The sequence below is a fragment of the Actinoplanes sp. NPDC049265 genome (assembly GCF_043197135.1).
Lineage (GTDB): Bacteria > Actinomycetota > Actinomycetes > Mycobacteriales > Micromonosporaceae > Actinoplanes.
The window spans coordinates 1-26,106 of the sequence record NZ_JBICSP010000004.1; the positions used below are offsets into that span (position 1 = coordinate 1).

The following is a 26,106-nucleotide window of genomic DNA, read 5'->3' on the forward strand; positions in this document are numbered from 1 at the left end:
ACCGGGGCGGACAACAGGCGGGCACGCTCACCAGCGGAGAGGACGTCGACCCGGCCGATCGGGGCCGACGGGTCGGCCGCCACCGCGGCCAGGACCCGGTTGAGCCGGTCGATCAGCGTCTCGGCCGAGGCGCGGTCGTAGCGGTCGGTGGCGTACTCGAGCTCGCCGCGGACACCGTCGCGGGTCTCGAAGAAGTCGAACGACAGGTCGAACATGGCGACCCGCTGGCGTACCCGCTCGGTCTCGACCCGCAGCCGCCCCAGATGCCAGACCGCGTCGGCCTCGCCGAGATAGGAGACCATGGTCTGGAAGAGCGGGTGCCGGCCCAGCGACCGCCGTGGGTTCAGCGCTTCGACCAGGTGCTCGAACGGCACGCCCTGCCGGTCGAAGGCGGCCAGGTCGGTCTCCCGCACCCGGCCCAGCAGGTCCCGGAACGACGGGTCGCCCGAGGTGTCGGTCCGCAGCACCAGCGTGTTGACGAAGAAGCCGACCAGGTCGTCCACCGCCGCGTCGGGCCGCCCGGCCACCGGCGAACCGAGCGGAATGTCGGTGCCCGCGCCGAGCCGGGTCAGCAGCACCGCCACCGCGGCCTGCACCACCATGAACATCGACGTGCCGGTGGCGCGGGCGAGCGTGCGCAGGTGCCGGGTGACGTCGGCGGCGAGGTCGAAGGCGGTCACGTCGCCGCGGTAGGTGGCCTCCGGCGGGCGCGGCCGGTCGGCCGGCAGCTCCAGTTCCTCCGGGAGTCCGGCCAGCGCTTTCCGCCACTCCTCGATCGGCCCGGCCAGGTCGGCCGACTCGGCGCGCTGCCACAGGGCGAAGTCGGCGTACTGCACCGGCAGCGGCGGGAAGTCGGGCGCACGCCCGGTGCAGCGGGACGTGTACGCCGCCACGAGATCGCGGCGCAGCGGCACGTCCGACCATTCGTCGCCGGCGATGTGGTGCAGCAGCAGGAGCAGCACGTGCTCGTCCGGCGTGATCCGCAGGAGCCGCGCCCGCAGGGGTGGTTCCTGGTCGAGGCGGAAGCCGTGTTCGCCGATCGCGGCCAGCCGGTCGCCCAGCGCGGCCTCGGTCACGTCCTCGACCTCGACCTCGAGCCCGCCGGCGGGCCGTACTCGCTGGTAGGGGCCCTCCTCGTCCTCGGCGAAGACGGTGCGCAGGGTCTCGTGGCGGGCCACCACGTCGCCGACCGCGGCGAGGAGCGCGTCCCGGTCGAGGGCACCGCGCAGCCGCCAGGCGATCGGGATGTTGTAGGTCGGGTTCGGTCCATCGAGGCGATACAGGAACCAGAGGCGTTGCTGGGCGTACGAAAGGGGAATCCGTTCGGGACGCACCTGCCGCACCAGCGGCGCCCGCGTCGAACCGGCGAGCTTCGGCGCCAGCCCGGCCACGGTCGGGGTGTCGAAGACGGCGCGCACCGGCAGGTCCACACCCAGCACCGCCCGGACCCGGCCGGCCAGCCGCATCACCAGCAGCGAATGCCCGCCCAACACGAAGAAATCATCGTCGATACCCACCGACGGCACACCCAGCACCTCGGCGAACAGATCACACAACCGCTGCTCGCGGGTGCTACGAGCGGCCCGCCCGGAACTCGACGCGAAGTCGGGATCGGGCAACGCCGCCACGTCGAGCTTGCCGGCCACGGTCCGCGGCAACGCGTCCACCCGCACGACGGCCGCCGGAAGCATGTAGCCGGGCAACACGTCACGGACGTCCTTGGGTTCGCCCACGACGTACGCCACCAAGCGGCCGTCGCGCACCACGACCGCGGCCTGACCACCCAGCGCGGCCTCGATCTCCCCCAGCTCGACCCGGAACCCGCGCACCTTCACCTGACCGTCGGCGCGGCCCGCGAACTCCAACGCACCCGACTCGTTCCAGCGGGCCAGATCCCCGGTGCGATACATCCGCTCACCGGCCGGCCCGAAGGGATCGGCGACAAAGCGCTCAGCCGTCAGCCCCGGACGGTTGAGATAGCCGTGGGCGAGGCCCGCACCGGCCACGTACAGCTCCCCGAGCACACCGGGCGGCACCGGGCGCAACGCGCCGTCGAGCACGTAGGTGCGCACGTTGGCGAGGCGATACGGCTCACGCGCGGGACCGTCCCAGCCGAACGCGTCCACCGACGCCTCGGTCGGCCCGTACAGGTCGTGACACACCAGACCCGGACCGGCGCAGACCCGCGCCCACAGCTCGGCGTCGATCGCCTCACCACCGACCAGCAACACGCTCAACCCGGCGTCGAGCAACCCGGCCGGGATCAGCTCACGCAGGTGGGTCGGGGTCACGTCGAGCACGTCGATCCGCTGGTCGCGCAGGTAGGTGACCATCGCCGCCGCGTCCCGGTAGACGTCCGCGTCGATGACGTGCAGGGTGTGCCCGGCCAGCATCCAGAGCAGCGGCTCCCACGAGCCGTCGAAGGTGAACGACGCCGCGTGCGCCACCCGGCGGTGCGGCCCGGCCATCAGGTGCTCGCGGTGGGTGGCGAGCAGGTTCACGATGCCGCGGTGCGGGACCACCACGCCCTTCGGGCGGCCGGTCGAGCCCGAGGTGTAGATGACGTACGCCGGGTCGTCCGGTCCGGCGATCTCGGCCGTGACCGGCTCGGCCGTGGCGGGCACGCCGGCGCCGACGACCAGCCGCTCCCCGGCCCACTCGGGCCCGTCGGCGCCCGCGGTCAGCAGCAGCGCGGGCGCGGCGTCGGCGAGCATCCCGGCGATCCGCTCGGCCGGCTGCTCCGGGTCGAGCGGCAGGTAGGCGGCACCACTGCGCAGCACACCGAACAGCGCCGGCACGGTCAACGCCCGCGGCAGCGCCAGCGCGACCAGGTCACCCCGGCCGACTCCGCGCTCCCGCAGCACCCCGGCGAGGCCCGCGACCCAGCGGTCCAGCTCGCCGTACGTCCACATGCGACCGTCGGCGACCAGCGCCACCGAGGCCTCCTCCCGGCCGGCCGGGAGGAGGCTGATCGTGGCCGCGGGAACCGGTGCGGCGGTGTCGTTCCAGTCGCGCAGGATCGTGTCGCGTTCGGCCGGTCCGAGCACCTCGATCGCGGCCAGCGGGGCGTTCGGCATGTCGCAGATCGCGGTCAGCACCCTGGTCAGCCTGTCCAGCAGGGTCTCGGCGGCGGCCGCGTCGAAGAGGTCGCCGCGATACTCGAGGTCCAGGTGCATCCGCTGGCCCGGCCGCGCCGTCAGGGTGAGCGGGTAGTGCGCGCAGTCCCGCACCTCGGCGTTCACGTTCTCACCGGCACCGAGCGGGTAGTTCTCGAAGACGGTCAGGGTGTCGAACAACTCGCCGGGCCCGGCCGCCCGCTGGATCTGGGCCAGCCCGAGGTGCTGGTGATCCATCAGGCGGGCCTGGCCGTCCTGCAGGTCGCGCAGGGCGGCCGCGACCGGGCGGGCCGGGTCGAGCCGGATCCGCACCGGGATCGTGTTGATGAACAGCCCGATCATCCGCTCGGCGCCGGGCAGGTCGGGCGGGCGGCCGGACACCGTCGCGCCCACCACCACGTCGTCCCGGCCGGTCAGCGCTCCGGCGACGATTCCCCACGCGCCCTGCACCAGGGTGTTCAAGGTGAGACCGCGGGCGCGGCCGAGCGTGATGAGCCGGGCCGTCAGGTCGGCCGGCAGGTCGCGGACGACCCGGTCGGGGACGACCGCCCGCGCCGGGGGCCGCCCGGCCAGCAGGGTCGGGCCGTCCAGCCCGGACAGCGCGTCGCGCCAGGCCCGCTCGGCCGCCGGGCGGTCCTGCGCGGCGCACCAGGCCAGGTAGGTGCGGAAGTCGGCCGGCTCGGGCAGGTCGTCGCCACGATAGAGGGCGAGCAACTCGGCCAGCACCAGTGGTATCGACCAGCCGTCGAGCAGCAGGTGGTGGTGGGTGAAGACCAGGCGGTGCCGCTCCGGGCCGAGCCGGACCAGGGTCATCCGCAGCAGCGGGGCGGTCGCCGGGTCGAAGCGGCGGCCGAGGTCGGCGTCGAGGAATCCGGGCAGCTCGCCGGGGGTCAGGTCGGCAGTGGCCCAGGGCAGCGCGAGCTGCCGCGGGACCAGGGCAGCGGCCTGGCCGTTCTTGCGGCGACGGAACGCGACCCGCAGGTTGGGGTGGCGGTCGAGCAGTGCCTGCCCGGCCGCGCGCAGCCGCTCGGCGTCCAGCGGCCCGGGCAGGTCGATGGTCAGCTGTCCGGTGTAGACGTCCGGCCCGTCCGCGGCCAGCTGGGTGTGGAACAGCAGGCCTTCCTGGAGCGGGGTGAGCGGCAGGACGTCGGCGAGCCCGGCGGGCGCGGTCACGGGAGCTCCCATTCGGCTTCGAACTCGTCGATCTCGTCCTGGCTGAGCGTCAGGGTCAGGTCGGACGGGGTGAGACCGCCGGCGGCCGGGCCGCGGGCGTGCGTGGCCAGCGCCTCCAAGGCGGCGAACCAGCCCGCGGCGAGGTCGGCGACCGCGGCGTCGTCGATCAGGTCGCGCGGGTACGCCCAGGTCACACCCAGTTCCGGGCCGGCCGCGGTGTCTTGCACGTACGCGTTGATCTCCAGGGTGTACGGCGCCACCGGCATGCCCAGGTCGAACCCGCCGGCGAGGATCCCGTGCCCGGCGACCGGCGCCCAGTCCCCGTCCCGGCCGGCGTCGAAGCGGCCCAGGTAGTTGAAGCTGATCTGCGGCGCGGCCAGGCCGGCCAGCGTCGCCCCGGTGGCCGGGTTGAGGTGGCGCAGCATTCCGTACCCGATGCCGTGGTCCGGAATGGCCCGCAGCTGCTCCTTGACCCGCTTGAGCGCGACCCCCGCGGCCGGTCCGCCGGCCAGCGCCTCGGTCAGGTCGGCGTCGCCCGGGTCCAGCCGCACCGGGAAGACGCTGGTGAACCAGCCCAGCGTCGCGCTCAGGTCAGCGTTGGCGACCACCTGCTCCTCGCGTCCGTGGCCCTCCAGCGCGATCAGCACCGACCGCACGCCGCCCCGGCCGGTCCGCTCGCGCCAGCTCGCCACGGCCAGGGCCAGCGCGGTCAGCAGCACGTCGTTGATGCCGGCGTGGAAGGCGGCCGGAACCGTGGTGATGACCGGTTCGGTGGTCGCGGCGGGCAGGCGCACGGTGTGCCGGGCCACGGTGGCGAGGTCGTCGACCGGGCGCAGCGGCCGGTGCGACAGGGCCGGGTCGGGGCCGGTGAGGATGTCCCGCCACAGAGCCGCCTCGGCGACGCGGCCGGGCCGGCGGGCGGCCTCGCGCAGATCGGTGGCCCAGCGGCGGAACGAGGTGCCGGCCGGTTCCAGTTGGCCGGTCGGCCACGCGGTGGCGAGGTCGGCCGGCAGGATCCGCCACGAGACGCCGTCGACGATGCTGTGGTGCAGGACGAGCAGCAGCCGCCGATCGGCCTCGAAGTGCACGGCCTGGGCCATGACGCCGTTCTCCGGGTCCAGGCGCCCGGCCGCGGCCTGCTCCTCGGCCTCGACCGACGCGCCCGGCGCGGCGGTGCTCAGCCAGTCGACGGTCCCGCCGCGCGGTGCGACCCGGAGCACGCCGTCGGCCCGCAACAGCCGGGCGCGGAGCAGGTCGTGCCGGTCGGCCAGCAGCCCCAGCACGGTACGCAACTCGTCCTCGGTGGCGCCGGCCGGCGTGGTCAGCACCATCGACTGGCTGAACGCGCCGATCGCGCCGCCGGTCTCGTCGAGCCAGCGCAGGATCGGGGTGAACGGGATGTCGCCGACGCCGTCGTCCGGCCGGTCCCGCGGGCCGCTGTCCAGGTCGGTGACGACCTCGGCCAGCGCGGCCACCGTACGGTGCTCGAACACCTGCCGGGACGTGCAGACCAGGCCGGCGGCCCGGGCCCGCAGGACGAACTGGATCGACACGATGCTGTCGCCGCCGAGGCCGAAGAAGTCGTCGTCGATGCCGACGCCGGGCACGCCGAGCACGTCGGCGTACAGGTCGCAGAGCGCCTTCTCGCGCGGGGTGCGCGGGGCGGTGCCGGTGGCCAGCGCGGCGTAGTCGGGGGCGGGCAGCGCCGCCCGGTCGAGTTTGCCGCTGGACAGCACCGGCAGCCGGTCGAGCAGCACGAAGCCGGTCGGCACCATGTACGTGGGCAGCCACGACTCGGCGTGCAGCCGCAACGCCTTGACCAGCGCGGCCGGGTCGGCGAAGGCGGCCGGGGTGTTGGCCCGCGGGAAGCCGCCCGGGCGGTAGGCGCCGGTGGGCACGCCGTCGCGCTGGAAAACCACGTCGAGGTCGCCCACGGGGGAGGTGCCGTCCCAGGTCACCGCGACTCGGTAGCCGTGCGCGGCGGCCAGCTCGTACCAGTCCTCGACGCCCGGGGCGCCGGCGTCGGTGAGCAGCGGGTTCGGGACACCGGTGACACGCAACCGGGCCGGCCGCCCGGTCAGCAGGTCGTCGCGGCGGCCGCCCCAGGCGTACGCGATCTCGGCCGGCGGGGGCGGCACGGGCGCGGTGGACAGCACCACGTCGTACCGGAACCGGCTCAGCTCGTTGTCGTAGCGGCCCCGCTTGACCAGGACCTCGGCCCCCGGCATGGCCGCGAAGAAGTCGGGGTCGAGCAGCAGTTCCTTCTCCGCGTCCAGGCTTCCCGGCAGCCGGTCCCGAAGGCGCAGGTTGCGGACGTCCCCGACGAAGATCGAGCCGCCGGGCGCCAGCCGCGCCGTCGCCTCCCGCAGCACCCCGGCCAGGTAGCCGGCGCTGGGAAAATACTGCACGACCGAGTTGATGACGACGGTGTCGAAGAAGCCCTCGGGTACGCCGGTCAGGTCATGTGCGGGCTGGGCGCGCAACGTGACGCCGGGCATCCCCTCGACCGCCCCGCGCAGCGTCGCGACGGCCTCCTCGGACAGGTCCAGGCCCCAATAGCTCTCGCACTCCGGCGCCAGCCGCGACAACAGCAGACCGCTGCCGACGCCGATCTCCAGCACCCGCCGCGGCGACAGCGCACGGATCCGGTCCACTGTCGTGTCCCGCCACTCGCGCATCTCGTCCAGCGGGATCGGCGATCCGTCGTAGCTGGAGTTCCAGCCGGTGAAGTTCTCGTCGAACCGCTCGACCCGGCCGGCCTGATAGAGCAGTTCGTGCAGCTCCTTCCACCCCTCGACCTGTTCCTCGGGCGCGGTCTCGCCGGCCGGGACGACGTACGCGGCCAACCGGACATCGCCCGGCCGATCCTCGCGGACGACCACCGCGACCGGCCCGGCGCCCGGGTGGCGGGACAGCACCGACTCGATCTCACCGAGCTCGATCCGGTAGCCGCGCACCTTCACCTGGTCGTCGGCCCGGCCCAGGAAGTCGAGGTTGCCGTCCTCGCGCCAGCAGGCCAGGTCACCGGTGCGGTACATCCGGCGGCCGGGCGGGCCGTACGGATCGGCCAGGAACCGCTCGGCGGTCAGGCCGGGCCGGTTGACGTAGCAGCGGGCCAGGCCCGGACCGGCGAGATAGAGCTCACCGGGTACGCCGGTCGCGACCGGCCGCAGGCTGTCGTCCAGCACGTACGCGTCGGTGGCGGGGTCGGGGCGTCCGATGGGTACGGACGCGCCGTCGACCCGGTCCGGATCGCACTCGCCCAGCGTGGAGTTGACGGTCGCCTCGGTCGGGCCGTACGCGTTGAACATCCGCCGCCCCGGCGCCCACCGGGCCACCAGCTCGGGCGAGACCCGCTCGGTCCCGGCCAGCAGAATGCCCGGCGGCAGCTCGCACCCGGCCGGCAGCGCGGCCAGCAGCGCCGGCGGCAGGATCATGAAGTTGGCCCGGTGTCGTTGCGCGTACTCGGTCAGCGCCGGTCCGGCCACCCGCCGGTCGGCCGGCACGACGACCAGCCGACCGCCCGAGAGCAGGGCCAGGCACAGGTCCCAGAACGCGACGTCGAAGCTGGGCGAGGCGAAGTGCAGGACGCGTACGTCCGGGGTCAGCCCGAACCGCTCGAACTGGGTCGACAGCAGCTTCGCGACGCCGGTGTGGGTGAGCAGCACACCCTTGGGCCGGCCGGTCGAGCCGGACGTGTAGATCACGTAGGCCGCGTGCTCGACCCGCAGGCCGGACCGGTCCGGGTCGGTGGCCGGCGCGGCGGCGAGCTCGGCCCCGAAGTCCGGGTCGTCGAGCAGCAGCCGCGGCACGCCGGGCCGCGCCGGCAACCGTCCGTCCACCTCGGTGGTGGTGACCAGGCAGGCCGGGCCGGCGTCGCCGGTCACGTAGGCCAGCCGTTCGGCCGGGTCGGCCGGGTCGAGCGGCAGGTAGGCGCCGCCGGCCTTGAGCACGGCCAGCTCGGCCACGATCATGTCGATCGACCGCGGCACCGCCAGGCCGACCAGCCGGTCGGGACCGACGCCGCGGGCGGCCAGGGCGTGGGCCAGGCGGTTGGCGCGGGCGTCGAGTTCGGCGTACCCGATCTCGGTCTCCTCGAAGACCACCGCGACCGCCTCCGGCGACCGGCGCGCCACGGCCGCGAAGACGTCGGGCAGCGTGGCCGGTGCGACGGTCAGCGGACCGCCGCTGGTGCGGTCCTCACCGATGATCTGCATGCAGTCACTCCCGGTGTAGCTCAGCGTCGTGCCGGCCGGTGGCCTCGTCGCCACCGGCCGGTACGGGTCGTGCGGGGATCAGGGGTGGCGGGTCAGGTATCCGCCCATGGTGCGGAAGTACTCGGTCGCGCCCAGGTCGGTGCCGTCGTCGAGCCGGACGCGCTCGACGGCCAGGCCGTGGCTGGTCCCGCGGCGGGCCTCGGCGCCGGCCACGATCACCACGGCGTCGTCCTCGCGGTAGAAGATGCGGCCGGGCGTACCCCCGTAGACGCCCTTGGAGACGCGGGCGGCGGTGATCCGCAGGCGTTGGCCCCGATGGAAGGTGTACGCGTTGGGGTACGGGTCGGACTGCGCCCGTACCAGCCGGTCGAGCTCCTCGGCGGTCCAGGTCCAGTCGATCCGGTTGTCCTCGTCCGATCGCTTGTGGAAGAAGCTGGCCTGTGAGCGGTCCTGCGGAGTCCAGTCAGTACGACCGGACTCGATCAGCGCGAGGCCGTCAGTGGTGATCGGGCCGAACAGCTCCAGCGTCTTGTGGAACAGGTCGGTGGTGGTGTCCCGCGGCCCGACCTCGACCGAGCGCTGCAGCACGATGTCGCCGGCGTCGAGCTCGCCGTCCATCATGTGCGCGGTCACCCCGACCTCCTTCTCGCCGTTGATCAGCGCCCAGATCAGCGGCGAGAAGCCCGCGTACTTGGGCAGCAGCGAGTCGTGCACATTGAGGGTGCCGAGCCGGGGTAGATCGAAGACCTGCGGCGGGATCCAGGTACGCCAGTTGGTCGCGACGATGACGTCGGGCGCGGCTTCCTTGAGCGGTACGAGCAGGTCGTCATCGGGCCGGTTGCGGATCTCGACCGGGATGCCGTGCTCGGCGGCGAGGTCGGCGACCGAGTCGCTCCAGATGCGCTCGTACGCGTGCTCGCTCTGGGGGTGGGTGACCACGAGGACGACCTCGTGCTCGGAGTCCAGCAGCGCCCGCAGGGTGCGATGACCCCACGTCTGGTACCCGAACATGACAACCCGCACGGTTCCTCCTGGTCCATCGTTCCGGCCCCGATCCCGGGAAAAGTTAGGTTAGTCTAACCTCAGATTTCGCCGAACCGGGGGACGGTTTTCCTCCGGGCCGTAACCGCGTCGACACGGTCGACCCGACGATGAGGACTGCCGATGTCACTGACCGCCCCGCAGCGCGACGTCCCGGTCTACGACCTGGCCGGAGTGGGTTTCGGTCCGTCCAATCTGGCTCTGGCCATCGCCGTCCACGAGCACAACTCCGCCGCCGGATCCACCCCCCTCACCGCCGTCTTCCTCGAACGACAGGCCCGGTTCGGGTGGCATCGCGGCATGCTCCTGGAGGACGCCACCATGCAGGTGTCGTTCCTCAAGGACCTGGTCACGCTGCGCAACCCGGCCAGCGAGTTCAGCTTCCTGTGCTACCTCAAGGAACGCGACCGGCTGATCGACTTCATCAACCACAAGACGTTCTTCCCGCTGCGGGTCGAGTTCCACGACTACCTCGAATGGGCGGCGGCCAAGGTGGACGGCGTCGTTCGCTACGGCAGCGAGGTCAGCGAGGTCGTGCCGGTGGAACGGGACGGGGTGGTCGAGGCGTTCGACGTGCGGGTCCGGTCCGGGGATGCGGTCAGCTCGTACCGTGCGCGCAACCTCGTGGTCGCGACCGGCCTGCAGCCCCTCGCCCCGCCCGGGGTCACCCTCGGTGAGCGGATCTGGCACAGCCGCGACCTGCTCACCAACATCGGCCAGATCCGCGAGGCCGACCGGTTCGTGGTCGTCGGCGCCGGGCAGAGCGCGGCCGAGATCACCGCCTTCCTGCACGAACGCTTCCCGGCGGCCGAGGTGTGCGGGGTCTTCTCCCGGTACGGCTACAGCCCCGCCGACGACAGCTCGTTCGCCAACCGCATCTTCGACCCGGCCGCCGTGGACGACTTCTTCACCGCGCCACCCGAGGTCAAGACCATGCTGATGAACTACCACAGCAACACGAACTACTCGGTCGTCGACACCGACCTGATCGAAGACCTGTACCGGCGCGTCTACCGCGAGCGGGTGGCCGGCACCAACCGGCTACGCCTGATCAACATGTCCCGGCTGGCCGGCGCCACCGAGCACGGCGACCGGGTCACCGTCGACATCGAGACCCTGGCCACCGGCGAACTGATCCCGCTCGACGCCGACGTGCTGGTCTGCGCCACCGGCTACGCCCCCGTCGACCCGTTCCCGCTGCTCGGCGGCGCCGCCGCCCGCTGCGAACGGGACGAGTTCGGGCGGGCCCGGGTCGAACGCGACTACCGCCTCCGCACCGAGGAATCCATGACGGCCGGCATCTACCTGCAGGGCGGCACCGAGCACACGCACGGCATCACCGCGTCCCTGCTGTCCACCGCGGCGGTCCGCTCCGGCGACATCCTCACCTCCATCGCCACCCGGTCACCGACCGCCAGCGCCGTCCCGGCGGTGTCACTACGCTGAAACGATGAGGGTCCTCTCCATCCAGTCGGCGGTCGCGCACGGTCACGTCGGCAACTCCGCGGCCGTGTTCCCGCTGCAGCGCATCGGGGTCGAGGTCGTACCGGTCCCGACGGTCAACTTCTCCAACCACACCGGGTACGGCGCCTGGCGCGGCCCGCTGCTGCCGCCGTCGGACGTGGCCGACATCCTGCTCGGCGTGGAGGAACGCGGCGTGTTCCCGCAGATCGACGCCGTGCTGTCGGGCTACCAGGGTGGGGTGGGCATCGGCGACGTCATCGTCGACGCGGTACGCCGGGTCAAGGCCGCGAACCCGGCCGCCGTCTACGCCTGCGACCCGGTCATGGGCAACGCCAAGTCGGGCTGCTTCGTCGCCCCCGAGATCCCCGACCTGCTGCGCGACCGGGTGGTGCCGGTGGCCGACATCATCACCCCCAACCAGTTCGAGCTCGGCTACCTCACCGGCACCGAACCCGCGAGCATCGAGTCGACCCTGACCTCGGCCGACCTGGCCCGCGCCATGGGCCCCGGCACGATCCTGGTCACCAGCGTGGAGCGCCCCGACCGGCCCGGCGACACGATCGAGATGCTGGTCGTCGACGCGTCCGGAGCCTGGCTGGTGAACACACCGCACCTGCCGTTCAAGGCCAACGGGTCCGGTGACGTCACCGCGGCCCTGTTCACCGCCCACTACGTGACGACCGGCGACGCGGCGGTGGCACTGCGGCGGACCGCCTCCAGCGTCTTCGACCTGATCGAGACCACGTACCGCTCAGGTCAGCGCGAGCTCCAGCTGATCGAGGCCCAGGAGTTCTACGCCCACCCGCGCATGCAATTCAAGGCCGAACAGGTGCGCTGAGGCGTCTTTCACGACCCGGCCCGGGCTGCGGCGGGGCCGGGTTGTGAACGCGCCTCAGAACCCGCCGTCCGGCGGCACCGCCCGGAGCACCGCCGTCTGGGCGTCGGCCATGCTCACGGTGACCGGCGCGGCCGGAGCGGGCTCGCCCGGCTCGTCCTGGCCCCGCCGGCGGATCAGCATCATCACCAGCGCGCCCAGACCCACCGCGACCAGCAGTCCGCCCAGGATGCTGAACAGCAGCGGGCCGTCACCCTGGTCGCTGACGTTCTTGAGGGTGCCCAGGGGCGCACCGGCCGAACTCTCCTCGGTGACCGGCACCTCGGCCACCGCCGGCGAGCTCGCCACGACCGACGGGGACGGCGGCGGCGTCGACGCGGCGGGCACGGCGGCCAGGGTGAGCCGTACCGTCGCGGCGCCTCCGGCCGCACCCCGCACCTTCGTACGGAAAGCGCGGTATCCGTCCTTGACCGCGGCCACCGAGATGGAGCCGGCGGCGATCGGCTTGCCGGCGCTCGACCGCAGCGAGAACCGGCCGTCGCCGTTGCTGGTCGTCCGGTATTCGTGCCCCGTGCTGTCCCGGACGGTCACGGCCGCGCCGCCGACCGCCTTGCCGTCGGCGTCCACGACCCGGCCGGAGACCTGACTCACCCCCGCCGCCGGCTTGTCCCCGCCCGGTGCCTGGTCCGAGCCCCGGACCATGATCAGCTTGTTGGCGAAGGCGTTCTCGGCGCCCATGCGTACGGCCACCGACAGATTGCGCCCCGACTGCTCGTTGGCACTCACCTGAGGTGCCACCAGGGTGGCGTCGAACGACGCGCCCCGGCCCGGCCCGAAGTCACGGGTCGCGGAACAGCCGGCGGTGCAGCGCAACCCGCCACCGACCACCACGAAGGCACGCTGGGTGCCGCGCTCGTTGTTCGTCACCCGGAACCGCACCCGCACCGTCTCGCCCGACTTGACGTTGTCCGACGACAGCCGCTCGATCACGATGCTCGGCGCAGCGGCCGCAGCCGGCTCCGCGGACACCGCCAGAGGCCCGCCGACCAGCGCGATCACCGCGGCGGCAAAAGTCCACCGGGCCCGAATGGCCGTCGTCACGTCCAACCACCTTCTCCACGGCAAGCGACACCGGTCGATAACACCGCGCGCCACTATGCCCTGTCGGCGGCCGTTTGCGCGAGCCGTGCTGGTCAGGAGACGGCGATTCCGAGCAGGCCGGCGAGGCGGTCGGCGTCCTGCGAGCCGATGGTCGGGTGGTAGATGACCAGGCCCTGGTCGGGCCGGCCCATGACGATCAGCCGTTCCAGGTTCAGACGCAGATGACCGGCGACCGGATGGTCCAGCAGCGCGAGCTCGGTGTCCCGGGCGACCACCTCGTGCCGGCCCCACAGGTCGCGGAAGGTCGCGCTCCGCTCGGTCAGCTCGCCGACCAGGGCCAGGAAATCGGGGCGGCTCGCGCCACGGCCGACGATGTCGCGAACCACGGCCACGAAGCGTTGCGCGGTGGCCTCCCAGTCGCGGTAGAGGCTGCGCTCGGACTCCACCAGGAAGAAGGAACGCAGCCGGTTGCGGCCCACGGTCAGCTCCGGCGACAGCAACGCGGCGCTCGGGTTGGCCGTCAGGATGTCGAAGTTCCGGCCGGTCACGAAGGCCGGCCACGGCAGGAGCCAGACCAGGTTCTCGACACTGGCCGGAACCTGCTCCCCCGTCGCGCCCGCGGCCGGCGCGGACGGTGCGGTCAGGCTGGTCAGATAGGTCGTGGCGGCCTCGTCCAGGCGCAGCGCCCGGGCCAGCGCCCGCACCACCTGCGGTGACGGCGTGCCGCCCCGCCCCTGCTCGAGCCGCAGGTAGTAGTCGGCGCTGATGCCCGCCAGCAGCGCGACCTCCTCGCGACGCAGACCGCTCACCCGGCGCCGCCCGCCCGCGCCCGGCAACCCCACGTCACCGGGCCGCAGCTGCGACCGCCGCGCCCGGAGATAGTTCGCCAACAGGTCGTCGGTCATAGGAAGAGCAATACCAGGAAAAGACCGGCACTGCCGCCGCCCCCGGCCGAGGGTAAAGCTGGAACGATCGTCATGGAAGGAAGTACCTCATGAGCAAGCTGGCCCTGGTCACCGGCGCCACCTCGGGCATCGGCAAGGCCTTCGCCGAGCGACTGGCCGCACTCGGCCACGACCTCATCCTGGTCGGCCGCCGCGAGGAGCGGCTGAAGGAGTTCGCCGCGGCCCACCCCGAGATCGCGGTACGCGGCATCGTCGCCGACCTGTCGACCGACGAAGGCGTCGACGCCGTCGCCCGGGTGTGCGCCACCGAGGACATCTCGCTGCTGGTCAACAATGCCGGCGTCGCCCACTACATGCCGCTGGCCGAGCTGCCCGCCGCCAAGGCCCGCGAGCTGGCCCACGTCAAGGTGGTGGCGCCGACCATGCTGACCCGGGCCGTCGTCGGCGGGATGCGGGCCCGCGGCGAGGGCACCATCATCAACGTGGCCGGCATGATCGCCTTCAGCGGCCCCGCGCCGAGCTCGGTGCCGCCCCGCCGCGCCGTCTACGCCGGTGGCCTGGCCTTCGCCGTCGCCATGTCACAGACCCTCAGCGCCGAACTCGAGGGAACCGGCGTCCGCGTGCAGGTCCTCTGCCCCGGCGTGGTCGCCACCGAGTTCCACGAGCGCCAGGGCATGGACCTCAGCGCGGTACGCCGCATGAGCGCCGACGACGTGGTCACCGCCAGCCTGCGCGGGCTCGAGCTGGGTGAGGTCGTCGTCGCCCCCGGCGTCGAGGACGCGGGCCTGCTCGACGCGGTGTTCACCGCTGACCTGGCGGCCTTCAACGGCCAGAGCCCCGAGCTCGCGTCCCGCTACCGCCCGGCCAACTGACGTCCCGCCCCCTTCTCCCCGTCCCGCCTCCCCTTCCCCTCGTTCCGGCATGCCGTCTCCCCCGTCCTGTCTCCCTCCACCCCCGTCCCGGCTCCCGCCCCTCACCTCCGGGTCGGCCGACGACTCGGCTCGCCGCGGTGGGATGATCGGCCGGTGTCGTTGATCGGCCGGGCGCGGGAGCTGGCCGCGGTACGCCGCCTGCTCGACCGCGCCGCCGCCGGGACCGGCGGTCAGCTCGTGGTGAGCGGGCCACCCGGCTCCGGCCGGACCGCGCTCGCCGACGCCGCGGCGGCCGAGGCCCGGGCACGCGGCCTCGATGTCGTCCGCGCCGCCGGCGACGCGGTCGGGGCCACCGTCGACGGGCACGCCGACAGCGGCCGCCCCCGGTTGGTGGTACTCGACGACCTCGATCGGGCCGGCCCGGACGCCGTCGCCGAACTGCACCGACGGGCACCCCGCCTCCCGTCGGGCGCCACCGCGATCCTGGCCACCGTGGGCGGCTCGGCCGGGGACCTGCGGCTGGCCCCGCTGACCAGGACCGAGGTGGCGGCGCTGGTGCCCGGCCTTTCACCCGACGCGGCGTACGCAGTGTGGCTCGCCTCCGCGGGCCGCCCCGGCACCGCCCTCGACCTCGCCGCCGAGCTCACCTCCGCCGTCCGGCCGGGCGCCGCGACCGACCTCGCGGGCGGGTTTCCCGGCGACGGCGACGTGCTGGTCGGGCTCGCGCTCAGTATCCCCTCGCGGGCCGAATTCCTGGACCTCGACGTGGCGCTGATCCGGCTGCTGGAGGAGGCGGCGACGCGTCCGGTGCCGCCGGCGGTACGCGCCCGGGTCCTCGCCCGGCTGGCCCGCGAGCTGCTCGGTGACGCGTCCGCGGCCGGCCGGCGCCGGAAACTGGTCGAAGAGGCCACCGCACTGGCGCGGGAGGCCGGGGACCCCGGGGTGACGGCCGAGGTGCTCGACTGCAGGCTGCACGCGCTGTGGGATCCGGCGGCGGCGGCCGAACGCCTCGGTGTCGCGTCCGAGATCGTCGACTGTGCCCGGGCCGCCGGTGACACCGCGACCGAGCGGCGCGGACTGTTGTGGCGGTTCACTGCGCTGGCCGAGCTGGGCGAACTGGATGCGGCCGAGGCGACGCTGGCGGCGTACGCCAAGGCCGGTGATCTCGACGGCGACCCGGCCGCCGAGGTAGTGGTGCCGGCCCGGCAGGCGATGCTCGCCATCGTGCGCGGCCGGTTCGACCTGGCCGAGTCCCTGACCCGCGAGGTCGCCGAACGCGGCCGGGCCGCCGGGATCGCCGACACCGACCGGCTGACCACGTCGCTGTCCGGCCGGCTGGCCCTGCTCCGCGGCACGCCCGGCGACCTGGTCACGCCGTTGCTGGCGCTGGCCCGCCGCCTGCCCGGCCACTATTTCGAGGCGACCGCGGCACGGGTCATGGCCGAGACCGGCCGACTGGACGAAGCCCGCCTGGAACTCGACCGCCTCCTGCCCGCGGTCCTGGCCGGCGGTGGCCCTCGCTGGCTCGGCGCAGTCGCCGACCTGGCCTGGGTCGCTTCCTTCGGCCCGGGGTCAACGCACGAGCCGGCGGTGCGGGCTCTTCATGACGCACTCGAGCCCTATGCGGGGCGCCTGATCGTCTGGGGCGGCGCCAACATGATCGTCGGGCCGGTCGACGAGTATCTCGGCCGGCTCGCCATGCGGTTGGGCCGGACCGACGTGGCGCGGGCTCACCTCGACCGGGCCGCCGCCCTCGCCGAACGGCTCGGCGCGCTGCCCTGGCTGGCGTCGATCCTCGAGCTGCGGGGCGACGCCCGGTCTCGCGACATCAGCCGGCGGCTGGGTCTGAGCCGCCCGGACGGCATCGAGTGGTCCCTGCACGCGGAAGACGCTGACTGGCGGTTGCGGGCCGGGACCGAGGACGTCCGCGTGCGCGACTGCCGCGGCCTGCATCACCTGCGCGCGCTGCTGGCGGCCGGCGGCCGGGAGATCAGCGCGCTCGATCTGGCCGCCGGCGGTGCGGGGCTGCGGCCGTCGCCCGCCGATCCGGTGCTGGACGACACGGGGCGCGCGACCTTCCGGCGGCGGCTCGCCGCCATCGACGACGAGCTGGCGGCGGCCGACCGGGCCGGTGACACGGACGGCTCGACCCGCCTGGTGGCCGAACGGTCGGCGGTGCTGCGGGAACTGCGCCAGGCGACGGGACTCGGAGGTCGCCCACGGCGGCCGAGCGCCGAGGCGGAGCGGGCCCGGGTCAGCGTCACCCGCACGGTACGCACGGCGCTGGCCCGGATCGCGGCGGTCGCCCCGCTGGCCGGCGCGCATCTGCAGGCGTCCATCCGCACCGGCGCCGCCCTGCGCTACCAGCCCGCGCCGGGCGGCCCGGACCGCTGGCGGGTATGACGCGCACGACAACCAACCAGCCACGCATGACGCGCACGACCGAACAGCCAGCCCGCACCGCTGGCGGGTATACGCGCACGACACGACGATTCGAGCGACCGGATGTGACACGGGCGACGAACGATTCGTACGGCCGGGTGTTACGCCTTTCCGGCATGACGATGTTCGGCAAGCTCGCGGGCACCCTGACCGGGTCCGCCGATGATCGGCCACCACTGGTGCTGCTGCACGGCCTGACCTTCGACCGCCGGCAGTGGGGTCCGCTGGTGCGCGAGCTGGCCGCTGTCGACCGGGGGCGGCGGGTGCTGGCCCTCGACCTGCCGGGTCACGGCGGGTCGCGCGACGTGGCCTACGACACTTCGCTGGTCGGGGCGCTCGTCCACGAGGCGGTGGCCGCGGCCGGCCTCGGCGCGCCGGTCGTCGTGGGTCACTCGGTCGGCGGTGTCCTCGCCACCATGTACGCCGCCCACTTCCCCGCCGCGGGGGTGGTGAACCTGGATCAGGCGCTGATCATGGGCCCGTTCGGTGACCTGGTCCGCCGGTCCGAACCCCGGCTGCGTGGGCCGCGGTGGCGCGAGGAGGTCTGGGACCGGTTGCTGGCCGGCATGGGCGTCGACGAGTTGCCGGCCGAGGGGCGGGAGCTGGTCGAGTCCTGTGTGCCCCGGGCCGACCAGTTGCTCGGCTACTGGGACGACATCTTCCGCCACTCCGACGCCGCCATCGCGGGGATGCGCCGCGACGAGCTGGGGGTGATCGCTGCGCGCGGCATCGGCTACCACTGGGTGACCTCGGCCGAGCCGGAGCCGGTGTACGTGCGGTGGCTGACCGGCGCGGTGCCGGGGGTGGCGATCACGGTGCTGCCGGGCGGGCACTTCCCGCACCTGTCGCACCCGGCGGAGGTGGCAGCACTGCTGGTTGACCGTTCGGCCTAATCCCCCGCCCGCTGTCCATGATCAACTGGCGGGTAACCGACACTTCCCGGCCGTACCCGAGGATGGGTCTTGACCACTGATCTTGCTGAAGCATTCGCTCAGTCAAGGAGGTCATTCGTGCGTACGCGCGCGTTCCACGCAGGTCTGCTCGCCGTCGTCGCGGCTTTGTTCGCGGCCCTGCTCACATCACCCACTCCGGCTTCCGCGGCGGAGAATAAGACCGCGGCCGCCGGCGAAAGCACCGCTGTCAGCGCAGTCACCGCTGTCAGCGGAAACGCCGCCGCGGCCGGCCAGGGCGTCGCTCCCATCCAGGAGCGGCCGCCGCGCCCGGGCGCCCCCAAGCTGAAGGTCAAGAAGGCCCACCGCGGCCCGGCCCTGGCCCGGTTGTGCTCGGGCCACCCGGCCGAGTACGGCAACTGGGTCAACGCCGACCCGAACACCAACAGCATCACCAAGGCTCAGCTGCGCGACTGCCAGTCGGTGACCACCTGCAGCGGCGACATCTGCTCGATCACCTACGACGCGGGGTGGACGATCCGGCTGTTCGGCAAGTGCTCGCCGACCGACTGCGACTGGGGCTGGACGGCGGGCCGGCTGCGGCTGTCCAACGGTCAGATCCCGGGCCAGTACAACCAGGGCTTCGCCAAGCGCTACGTGTGGGCGGCGATGTCGCAGTACCGCCCGGGCCAGCTCTGGGTGGCCGTGCGGACCGACTTCACCGATCCGAACCGTGCCGACTACGAGACGCAGAACTGGTTCGTACGCCAGTGAGCTGAGCCGGTGCCGCGCGGCCGGCCGCGCGGCACCGGTCCGGCGGGCCGATCGACCCGGAAGGGAAGGCGGCTAGCCTCGGTGCCGGGAGGGATCATGCCGGAACTGCCGGAAGTCGAGTCGGCTCGCTCGGTCATCGACCGCTCGGGCCTGGGCCGCAAGATCGTCGGGGTGGACGACACCGACACGTACGTGTGCCGGCCGCACGCACCGGGCCAGATCCGCGACGCGCTGGCCGGCCGCGAGCTGGTGGCCGCCCGCCGTCGCGGCAAGAGCATGTGGTGCGAGACCAGTGACGACGGGCCGGAGCTGGGCATCCACCTCGGCATGTCCGGCAAGATCGTGATCGCTGACCCGGACGGCGGCGAGGTCGACGGCGGCGACTACTGGGAGGGGCGCCGCCGGCCGGGCGACTTCCGCTGGTCCCGGTTCACCCTGGACTTCGCCGACGGCGGCCGCCTGATGCTGGTCGACCCGCGCCGGCTCGGCCGCGTCCGGCTGAACCCGCCGGTCGAGGCGCTGGGCCCGGACGCGGCGACCATCACCCCGGCCGGGTTCCGCGCGGTGCTGGCCTCGGGCACCGCCCCGGTCAAGGCCCGCCTGCTCGACCAGCACGCCGTCGCCGGCATCGGCAACCTGCTGGCCGATCAGATCCTCTGGGCGGCGCGCGTCAACCCGGCCCGCCGCGTCGACGCCCTCACCCCGGAGGACGTGACCAGGCTGCTCCGGGCCACCCGCGACGCTGTCCGGGCGGCGATCCGGGACGGCGGCGTACACACCTTGAAGCTCGTTGCCTTCCGGCTGGCCGGCGCCCATTGTCCGCGCGACGGCGCCCCGATGGCCCGGAGCACGGTCGGCGGCCGGACGAGTTGGTGGTGCAGCGTCGAGCAGGCGCGCTAGACACCCGGGACCCGGCGCCGTCGGTGAACACCCGCTCGCTCGCGCACCGGCGACGACCCGCCGGCAACCACGCGGCGGCGGGCTCACCACGCGGTGACGGGCGGCTCGTGGTGCGGGGTGTTCCGCCAGCGCTCGGTCACGCGGTGGAGCTGGTCGGGGCTGGAAATCCCGTGTACGACGGCGATCCGGTCGTCGCGCGTCTGCAGGACGACCACGGCCACCACCCGGTCGGGGAACGCGGCGATGACCGCGGGGCTGCCGTTGACCACGCCCGCGTGCATGGCCGGGGAGCCGCCGACGAGCCGCCGCTTCGCCGGTGTCGCCCGGAAGACGGCTCGCAGGGCGGCCGCGACCCGTTCCGAGCCGGAGATGCGCAGCCATTTGCGAACCGTGCCGCCGGCTCCGTCGGAGAGCGCGGTGGCGTCGGCGGTGAGCAGGGCGACCAGCCGGTCGGGGCGGCCGGACGAGGCGGCGTCGATGAACGCCTCGACGATGCGGCGGGCAGCCGGCCCGTCGGTGGCGTCGACGACCGGTTCGGCCGCGACCCGGCGCCGGGCGCGGTGGGCGTGCTGCTGGCTCGCGGCCTCGCTGATGTCGAGGATGTCGGCGATCTCGGCGTGCGGGTACGCGAACGCCTCCCGCAGCACGTAGACGGCCCGCTCGATCGGCTGCAGACGTTCCAGCAGGATCAGCACGGCCATGGTCACCGCCTCGCGTTGCTCGGCCGTGTCGGCCGGGCCGAGCATCGGGTCGCCGTCGAGCAGGGGTTCGGGCAGCCAGTCGCCGGAGGCGCGCTCGCGCCGGGCCTGGGCCGAGCGGAGCCGGTCGAGAGCGAGGTTGGTGACCACTTTGGTCAGCCACGCCTCGGGCACGGCGATGTGCCGCCGGTCGGCGGCGTGCCAGCGCAGGAAGGCGTCCTGTACGACGTCCTCGGCGTCGGCGGCCGAGCCGAGCAGCCGGTACGCGATCGAGGCCAACCGCCGCCGGTTGGCCTCGAACCGCTCCACCGGCGCGGAGCCCATGCGGTCCAAGTTAACCAACGACCGCCGTCAGGCGGCGCCGGCGTACCGGCAGCCCGTACGTCGGATGGCTCATGTTCCAGGCGGTGCCCTTGAGGATGAATCCCTTGAGGTGGGCCGCCGGCCGCCCGCGCAGCGACCACGTCCGTGCGCGGACGTCGCGGTCGACGGGCTGGAAGATGGCGTCGCGGCCGCCCAGGCCGATGCAGTTGCCGAAGTAGTCGAGCGGTGTGCGGGCCACCCGGTGACCGGTGAGGTGCCCGAGGATCGCGGCCGTCGCCCGCATCCGGGTGAAGCCGGCCGAGGCACACGACATGGGCAGCGGCCGGCCGTTCACGCCGATGGCGTAGGCGCTGTCGCCGGCCGCGTACACCTCGGGGTGGGAGATGGACCGCATCGTAGGGTCGACGATGATCCGGCCGTCGTCCCCGACCGCCAGTCCGGCCCGCGCGGCCAGCGGCGGCGCGGCGAAGCCGGCGGCCCACACGACGACGTCGGCGGGCAGGTGGGTTCCGTCGGCGGCGACGGCACCGTCCTGGTCGACCCGGACGACGGCGGTCTGGTCGCGGACGGTGATGCCGAGGCGTTCGAAGGCCCGGGCCAGGTGCCGGCGGGCCTTGGGGCTGAGCCAGCCGCCCGGTTCCCCGGTGGTCACCAGTCGTACCCGCAGGCCCGGCCGGACCTCGGCGATTTCGGTGGCCGCCTCGATCGCGGTCAGGTTGCCGCCGACGACCAGCGCCGTCCGCCCCTCGTCCAGCTGGTCGAGCCGGTCGCGCAGGCGCTGGGCGCCGTCCGGCCCGGCGATGTGGAAGGCGTGCTCGGCGACGCCGGGGACGCCGCGGTCGCCGATGGTGCTGCCGAGTGTGTAGAGGAGGGTGTCGTACGCGATCGGCTCGGTCCGGTCGCCGTCGGTCACGGTGACCACCCGCCGCCCCGGGTCGAGGCCGGTGACGTGGCCCACCCGCAGCCGGATGTCCGTGCCCGCGAACATCGTCGCCAGGTCGTGGCGGCGGAGTCGCTGGCCGGCGGCGAGTTGGTGCAGGCGGATCCGCTCGACGAAGTCGGGCTGGGCGTTGACGACGACGATCTCGACGTCGTCGGGGTGCAGGTGCCGGGCGAGGTGGCCGGCCGCCGCGGCGCCGGCGTACCCGGCGCCGAGGACGGTGATGCGGTGCCGCATGGTCATGCTCCCGTCTGTTCGCATGACTTCCGGACGAGATGGGCCGGGCCTTCATGACAGCTCAGGCTGTGGGCTGAGTCACAGAAGCTGGCACCTCACATAAGCGTCAGGTTTTAGCGTTGCGGCATGCAGATCTCCGGAGCAGTCGCCCTCGTGACGGGCGCCAATCGTGGTCTCGGCAAGCACTTCGCCGAGCAGCTTCTCTCCCGCGGGGCCAAGGTGTACGCGACCGCCCGCCGGCCCGAACTCGTCGACCTTCCCGGCGCCACCGTGCTCCCGCTGGACATCACCGACCCGGACTCCATCGCCGCCGCGGCCGCCGCCGCGCCGGACGTCACGTTGCTGATCAACAACGCCGGCGTGGACACCTCGACCGGCCTGGTGACCGGTGACCTGGAGCGGATCCGGCTGGAGCTGGACACCCACTTCTGGGGCACGCTCGGGATGATCCGGGCGTTCGCCCCGCGGCTGGCCGGCGGGGCCATCCTCAACGTGCTGTCGGCGATGTCGTGGTTCAACTATCCGGGGCACACCGCGTACGGCGTGGCCAAGGCGGCCGAGTGGAACCTGACCAACGGCGTACGGCTGGAACTGGCCGACCAGAAGACGCTGGTCACGGCCGTGCACCTGGGGGCGGCGGACACCGACCTGAGCGACTACGAGGGCCCCAAAGGCGATCCGGCCGAGCTGGTAGGGATCGCCCTGGACGGCATCGAGCAGGATCTCATCGAGGTTGTCGCCGACGAGTGGAGCGCGTACGTCAAGGCGTCGGTTGCCGGGAATCCCGCCGACCTGTACCAGAACCTGCCGTGACGTAGCGCTCGAACAGCGGCAGGCGGAACGTTCCGTAGGTGAACTTGCCGACGATGCGGCCCTCGGCGTCGAAGTGGAAGACGTCGAGGCCGTGCCACTGCGGACGGCCGCCGTACCGGGCCCGCGCGAACCATCGCAACGCCGGCATCGCGCGGCGCCCGTGCTCGCCGGTGAGGTCGAGCCGGCAGGCCCACCGGATCATCGCCTTGCGGGCCGGCTCGTCGACGACCTTGTCGTACACGTCGAAGTACATCCCGCCGAAGCGCCCCGCGAACTGGGGCGCGAACTCGGCCCGGATCTCGGCCCGGCCGTGCCGCTCGGGCTTCTTGCCGGGCAGGTAGACCGCGTCCTCGGCGAAGAAGGACATGACGTGGTCGAGGTCGGGTTCGGGCTCGTTGAAGGCGGCCACGAACGCGTCGACGGTGCTGGCGAGATCGAGGATCATCGTGCGAGATTAACAGAACGACGTACTCTTAAGAAGTCGGCTAGATTTCCGGTGTGGGGGAAACGTTCCAGCGGGCCCGGCGGCCCGACCAGAAGGAGCAGCGGCGCGAGGCGATCCTCACCGTCGCCCGCACGCTGGCCGGGCGGTCCGGCGTGGCCTGGGTCAGCCTGGGCGACATCGCCCGGGAGGTCGGGCTGGCCAAGTCCAACGTGCTGCGCTATTTCGGGACCCGCGAGGAGATCTACCTCAGCCTGACCATGCAGGAGGGTACGCGGTGGGCCGAGGCCGTGACGGCCGCGCTGCACGACGCGAGTGGGGCCGGTGCGGTGGCCGCGGCACTGGTCGACGCGTACGTCGAACGCCCGCTCTACTGCGACCTCACCACGCACGCCGACACGATGTTCGAGCACAACGTGACAGTCGACGTGCTGCGGGTCTACAAGCGCTGGGCGATCACGACGTACTGGGACGTCGGCCGGTCCATCGCCGCCGCCTGCCCGCCGATGACCGCCGAGAACGGCGCCGCGCTGGTGATGGCCTCGGCCGCTTTCGTGGCCAAGCTGTTCCCCCTGACCCGGCCGCCCGAGGCACTGCGCGAGCTCTACCGCCAGGAGCCTCGGATCGCCGGCGCCTTCCCGCCGTTGCGGCCCACTCTCACGCACATGCTGACCGCCACGGCCACCGGCCTGGCCACCGCCTCAACCGGAATCCGGCCCGAGTCGTAGGTGGCTGGTGATCCGGTAGCGGTCGCCGCGGTAGAGCGAGCGGGTGAACTCGACCACCCGGCCACCCCGGTCGCGGGTGGTGCGCTCGAACAGCAGCGCGGGTGAGTGCACCGGCACGCCGAGCAGTTCGGACTCGCCGGCGTCGGTGACGGTCGGCTCGGTCGTCTGCACCGCGTCGGTCGGATCCACCCCGAAGCCCTCGCGCATCCGGCGGTAGAGCGAGCCCGCGACGAAGTCCCGTACGCCGATCCCGGGGACCAGCACGGCGGGCAACCGGATGTGCTCGATGGCCATCGGCTCGCCGTCGACGATCCGCCGGCGCATCACGTAGAGCAGGTCCTCGGCCGGCGAGACCTGCAGGCGCCGGCCGAGCCGCGCACCCGCCGGCTCGGTCCGGAGGATCAGCACCTCGCTGGTCCAGTCCCCCTCGGCCGGCGGGACCGGCTGCCCGGACGCGGACGGAACCTCCTGCGAGATCTTGTGCGGGCTGGTGAACGTGCCGCGGCCGTGCTGGCGGACGAGCAGCCCGTCGCGGGCGAGTTCGTCGATCGCCGCCCGGACGGTCGGCCGGGACACGCCGAGGTGCTCGCACAGTGACCGCTCCGAGGGCATCGGGTCGCCGGGGCCGCGTACGTCGATCAGCTCACGCAGTCTCTCCCGCACCTCGGCCCGCCGCACCACACCACCTTATTTCCTCGCCCAGAAGTTAACCACTGGTCAGGTATTGACGAGGACCACTGCGATGCACGACCGTACTCGCACGGCCGACACCTGACCACTGGTCATTTTTCGCCCGTACATCCCCTATGTAAGGAGCCCACCCCCCATGGGACTGAAACGCAAGATCATCCTGGGTACGACCATCGCGCTGACCGCCGCCGGCCTCGGGATCGCCTCCGCCCCCAGCAGCAGCGCCGCCGTCGGCTGCGGCGTGCTGTTCGACGACTTCAACTACGCCTCGCGGACCGATGCCGCGCTGAGCCAGAACGGCTGGAGCATCCGGACCAACGCCGGCGGCCCGGGTGTGTCCGGCGCCGCCTGGCTGGCCGACAACGTGTCGTTCCCGACCGTCGACGGCCAGAAGGTCGCCCAGCTCAAGGCGGCCACCAACGGCACCGGCGGCGGCACCTCGCACGCCGAGTTCTCGCAGAGCAACCGGCGGTTCTTCGAGGGCACGTACCTGGCCCGGATCAAGTTCTCCGACGCCCCGGCCGGCGGCTCCGACGGCGACCACATCAACCAGACCTTCTACACGATCTCGCCGCTGGCCGCGCCGATGGACCCCACCTACTCCGAGCTGGACTTCTCCGAATACCTGCCGAACGGCGGCTGGGGCGAGGCGGGCCCGATCAACTACCAGACGACCTGGTACACCTACGTCGCCGACCCCTGGTACGCCGACAACCAGCACAGCCAGCAGGCGCGGAGCATCAACGGCTGGCACGACGTGATGGCGACCGTCGCCGGGGGCCACGTCAAGTACTACATCGACGGCGCGCTGGTCGGTGACCACTCGGGCAAGTACTACCCCCGGCAGAACATGTCGATCGACTTCAACCAGTGGTTCATCGACCTGGCCGGGCACACCGGTGGCACCAGCACCTACCTGCAGTCGGTCGACTACCTCTACCACGCCAAGAAGGCGGTGCTGAGCCCCGCGCAGGCGACCGCGGCGATCAACGGTTACCGGTCCGCGGGCACCACGCACGCCGACAACATCGCCAACACCAACGACTGCGACGCCGGCACCCCGCCCGGCAACGACCCGCCCCCGGCCTCCGGCGCGTCGATGCTGCAGTCCAACTTCAGCGGCCGCTGCATCGACATCCCCGGCGCGCAGCCGAACCCCGGCACCCTGCTGCAGATGTACGACTGCAACAGCAGCGCCGCCCAGCAGTGGTCGTTCGAGTCCGACGGCACCCTGCGGGCCATGGGCAAGTGCATGGACCCGGCCGGCGGGGCCCTGGCCAACGGCACACCGATCCAGCTCGCCACCTGCAACACCAACCCGGTCCAGCGCTTCACCCTGACCTCGGCCCGGACCCTGGTGAACGTCTCCTCCGGCCGGTGCGTGGACATCAAGGACTGGAACGGGAGCAACGGCGCCGCGCTCCAGCTCTGGGACTGCGGCGGCACCTCCAACCAGATCTGGGGCCGTCTCTAGATCGAGGTGGATTGTTATTTCGATGACCTG

General features: G+C 72.9%; 19 protein-coding genes. 10 read left to right on the forward strand and 9 right to left on the reverse strand.

Annotated elements, in window-relative coordinates; genetic code table 11:
• The 3 genes from ACGFIO_RS12155 to ACGFIO_RS12165 form a co-directional block, all read right to left on the reverse strand.
• Positions 1-4,289 (reverse strand): amino acid adenylation domain-containing protein (locus ACGFIO_RS12155; RefSeq protein ID WP_392825501.1); only part of this gene is annotated, 4,289 nt, incomplete at its 3' end.
• Positions 4,286-8,506, reverse strand: a complete 4,221-nt coding sequence (locus ACGFIO_RS12160) for an amino acid adenylation domain-containing protein (protein ID WP_392825504.1) — start codon at positions 8,504-8,506, stop codon at positions 4,286-4,288. The genes ACGFIO_RS12155 and ACGFIO_RS12160, both read right to left, overlap by 4 nt.
• 78 nt (positions 8,507-8,584) lie before the next feature.
• Positions 8,585-9,529, reverse strand: coding sequence for a methionyl-tRNA formyltransferase (locus ACGFIO_RS12165; RefSeq protein ID WP_392825507.1), 945 nt, complete (start codon positions 9,527-9,529; stop codon positions 8,585-8,587).
• A 141-nt stretch (positions 9,530-9,670) separates the two neighbouring features.
• Here ACGFIO_RS12165 and ACGFIO_RS12170 point away from each other — a divergent pair, with 141 nt between their 5' ends.
• Positions 9,671-10,993 (forward strand): lysine N(6)-hydroxylase/L-ornithine N(5)-oxygenase family protein, encoded by a 1,323-nt coding sequence (locus tag ACGFIO_RS12170; protein WP_392825509.1) that lies wholly within the window; start codon positions 9,671-9,673, stop codon positions 10,991-10,993.
• Between the two features lie 4 nt (positions 10,994-10,997).
• Positions 10,998-11,849: a pyridoxal kinase PdxY gene (gene pdxY, locus ACGFIO_RS12175; RefSeq protein ID WP_392825511.1), complete on the forward strand. Its 852-nt coding sequence runs from the start codon at positions 10,998-11,000 to the stop codon at positions 11,847-11,849.
• Positions 11,850-11,903: 54 nt separating this feature from the next.
• Here the strand turns inward: pdxY and ACGFIO_RS12180 are convergent, their stop codons facing one another.
• Together ACGFIO_RS12180 and ACGFIO_RS12185 are read right to left on the reverse strand one after the other, a co-directional pair.
• On the reverse strand, positions 11,904-12,947 hold the full coding sequence (locus tag ACGFIO_RS12180) for a carboxypeptidase-like regulatory domain-containing protein (protein ID WP_392825512.1): 1,044 nt from the start codon (positions 12,945-12,947) through the stop codon (positions 11,904-11,906).
• A gap of 92 nt (positions 12,948-13,039) precedes the next feature.
• Positions 13,040-13,852, reverse strand: a complete 813-nt coding sequence (locus ACGFIO_RS12185; RefSeq protein WP_392825513.1) for a helix-turn-helix transcriptional regulator — start codon at positions 13,850-13,852, stop codon at positions 13,040-13,042.
• A gap of 89 nt (positions 13,853-13,941) precedes the next feature.
• On the opposite strand from ACGFIO_RS12185, the gene ACGFIO_RS12190 reads away from it, so the two are divergent.
• From ACGFIO_RS12190 to ACGFIO_RS12210, 5 genes are all read left to right on the forward strand, one after another.
• Positions 13,942-14,724 (forward strand): SDR family NAD(P)-dependent oxidoreductase, encoded by a 783-nt coding sequence (locus ACGFIO_RS12190; protein ID WP_392825515.1) that lies wholly within the window; start codon positions 13,942-13,944, stop codon positions 14,722-14,724.
• Between the two features lie 153 nt (positions 14,725-14,877).
• Entirely contained in the window at positions 14,878-17,127 is a 2,250-nt protein-coding gene (locus ACGFIO_RS12195; RefSeq protein ID WP_392825516.1) for an AAA family ATPase, read from the forward strand.
• Positions 17,128-17,231: 104 nt separating this feature from the next.
• Positions 17,232-18,059, forward strand: coding sequence for an alpha/beta fold hydrolase (locus tag ACGFIO_RS12200; protein ID WP_392825518.1), 828 nt, complete (start codon positions 17,232-17,234; stop codon positions 18,057-18,059).
• Between the two features lie 117 nt (positions 18,060-18,176).
• The gene (locus tag ACGFIO_RS12205) at positions 18,177-18,830 is read left to right on the forward strand and encodes a hypothetical protein (RefSeq protein ID WP_392825520.1); all 654 of its coding nucleotides are present in this window, start codon (positions 18,177-18,179) and stop codon (positions 18,828-18,830) included.
• Positions 18,831-18,926: 96 nt separating this feature from the next.
• A complete protein-coding gene (locus ACGFIO_RS12210) occupies positions 18,927-19,730 on the forward strand; it encodes an Fpg/Nei family DNA glycosylase (protein WP_392825522.1) in 804 nt (267 codons plus the stop codon).
• Between the two features lie 83 nt (positions 19,731-19,813).
• Here the strand turns inward: ACGFIO_RS12210 and sigJ are convergent, their stop codons facing one another.
• Together sigJ and ACGFIO_RS12220 are read right to left on the reverse strand one after the other, a co-directional pair.
• Positions 19,814-20,752, reverse strand: a complete 939-nt coding sequence (gene sigJ / locus ACGFIO_RS12215) for an RNA polymerase sigma factor SigJ (RefSeq protein WP_392825524.1) — start codon at positions 20,750-20,752, stop codon at positions 19,814-19,816.
• A 10-nt stretch (positions 20,753-20,762) separates the two neighbouring features.
• Complete coding sequence (locus ACGFIO_RS12220; protein WP_392825525.1) at positions 20,763-21,929, reverse strand: NAD(P)/FAD-dependent oxidoreductase; 1,167 nt, start codon at positions 21,927-21,929, stop codon at positions 20,763-20,765.
• A gap of 126 nt (positions 21,930-22,055) precedes the next feature.
• Here ACGFIO_RS12220 and ACGFIO_RS12225 point away from each other — a divergent pair, with 126 nt between their 5' ends.
• Positions 22,056-22,742 (forward strand): SDR family oxidoreductase, encoded by a 687-nt coding sequence (locus tag ACGFIO_RS12225; protein ID WP_392825527.1) that lies wholly within the window; start codon positions 22,056-22,058, stop codon positions 22,740-22,742.
• Here the strand turns inward: ACGFIO_RS12225 and ACGFIO_RS12230 are convergent.
• On the reverse strand, positions 22,690-23,187 hold the full coding sequence (locus tag ACGFIO_RS12230) for a YybH family protein (protein WP_392825529.1): 498 nt from the start codon (positions 23,185-23,187) through the stop codon (positions 22,690-22,692). The genes ACGFIO_RS12225 and ACGFIO_RS12230 overlap by 53 nt on opposite strands.
• Positions 23,188-23,240: 53 nt before the next feature.
• On the opposite strand from ACGFIO_RS12230, the gene ACGFIO_RS12235 reads away from it, so the two are divergent.
• A complete protein-coding gene (locus ACGFIO_RS12235; RefSeq protein ID WP_392825532.1) occupies positions 23,241-23,912 on the forward strand; it encodes a TetR/AcrR family transcriptional regulator in 672 nt (223 codons plus the stop codon).
• Here ACGFIO_RS12235 and ACGFIO_RS12240 read toward each other — a convergent pair.
• On the reverse strand, positions 23,886-24,590 hold the full coding sequence (locus ACGFIO_RS12240) for a GntR family transcriptional regulator (protein WP_392825534.1): 705 nt from the start codon (positions 24,588-24,590) through the stop codon (positions 23,886-23,888). The genes ACGFIO_RS12235 and ACGFIO_RS12240 overlap by 27 nt on opposite strands.
• Positions 24,591-24,738: 148 nt before the next feature.
• Here ACGFIO_RS12240 and ACGFIO_RS12245 point away from each other — a divergent pair, with 148 nt between their 5' ends.
• On the forward strand, positions 24,739-26,076 hold the full coding sequence (locus ACGFIO_RS12245) for an RICIN domain-containing protein (protein WP_392825536.1): 1,338 nt from the start codon (positions 24,739-24,741) through the stop codon (positions 26,074-26,076).
• Positions 26,077-26,106: the final 30 nt, after the last annotated feature.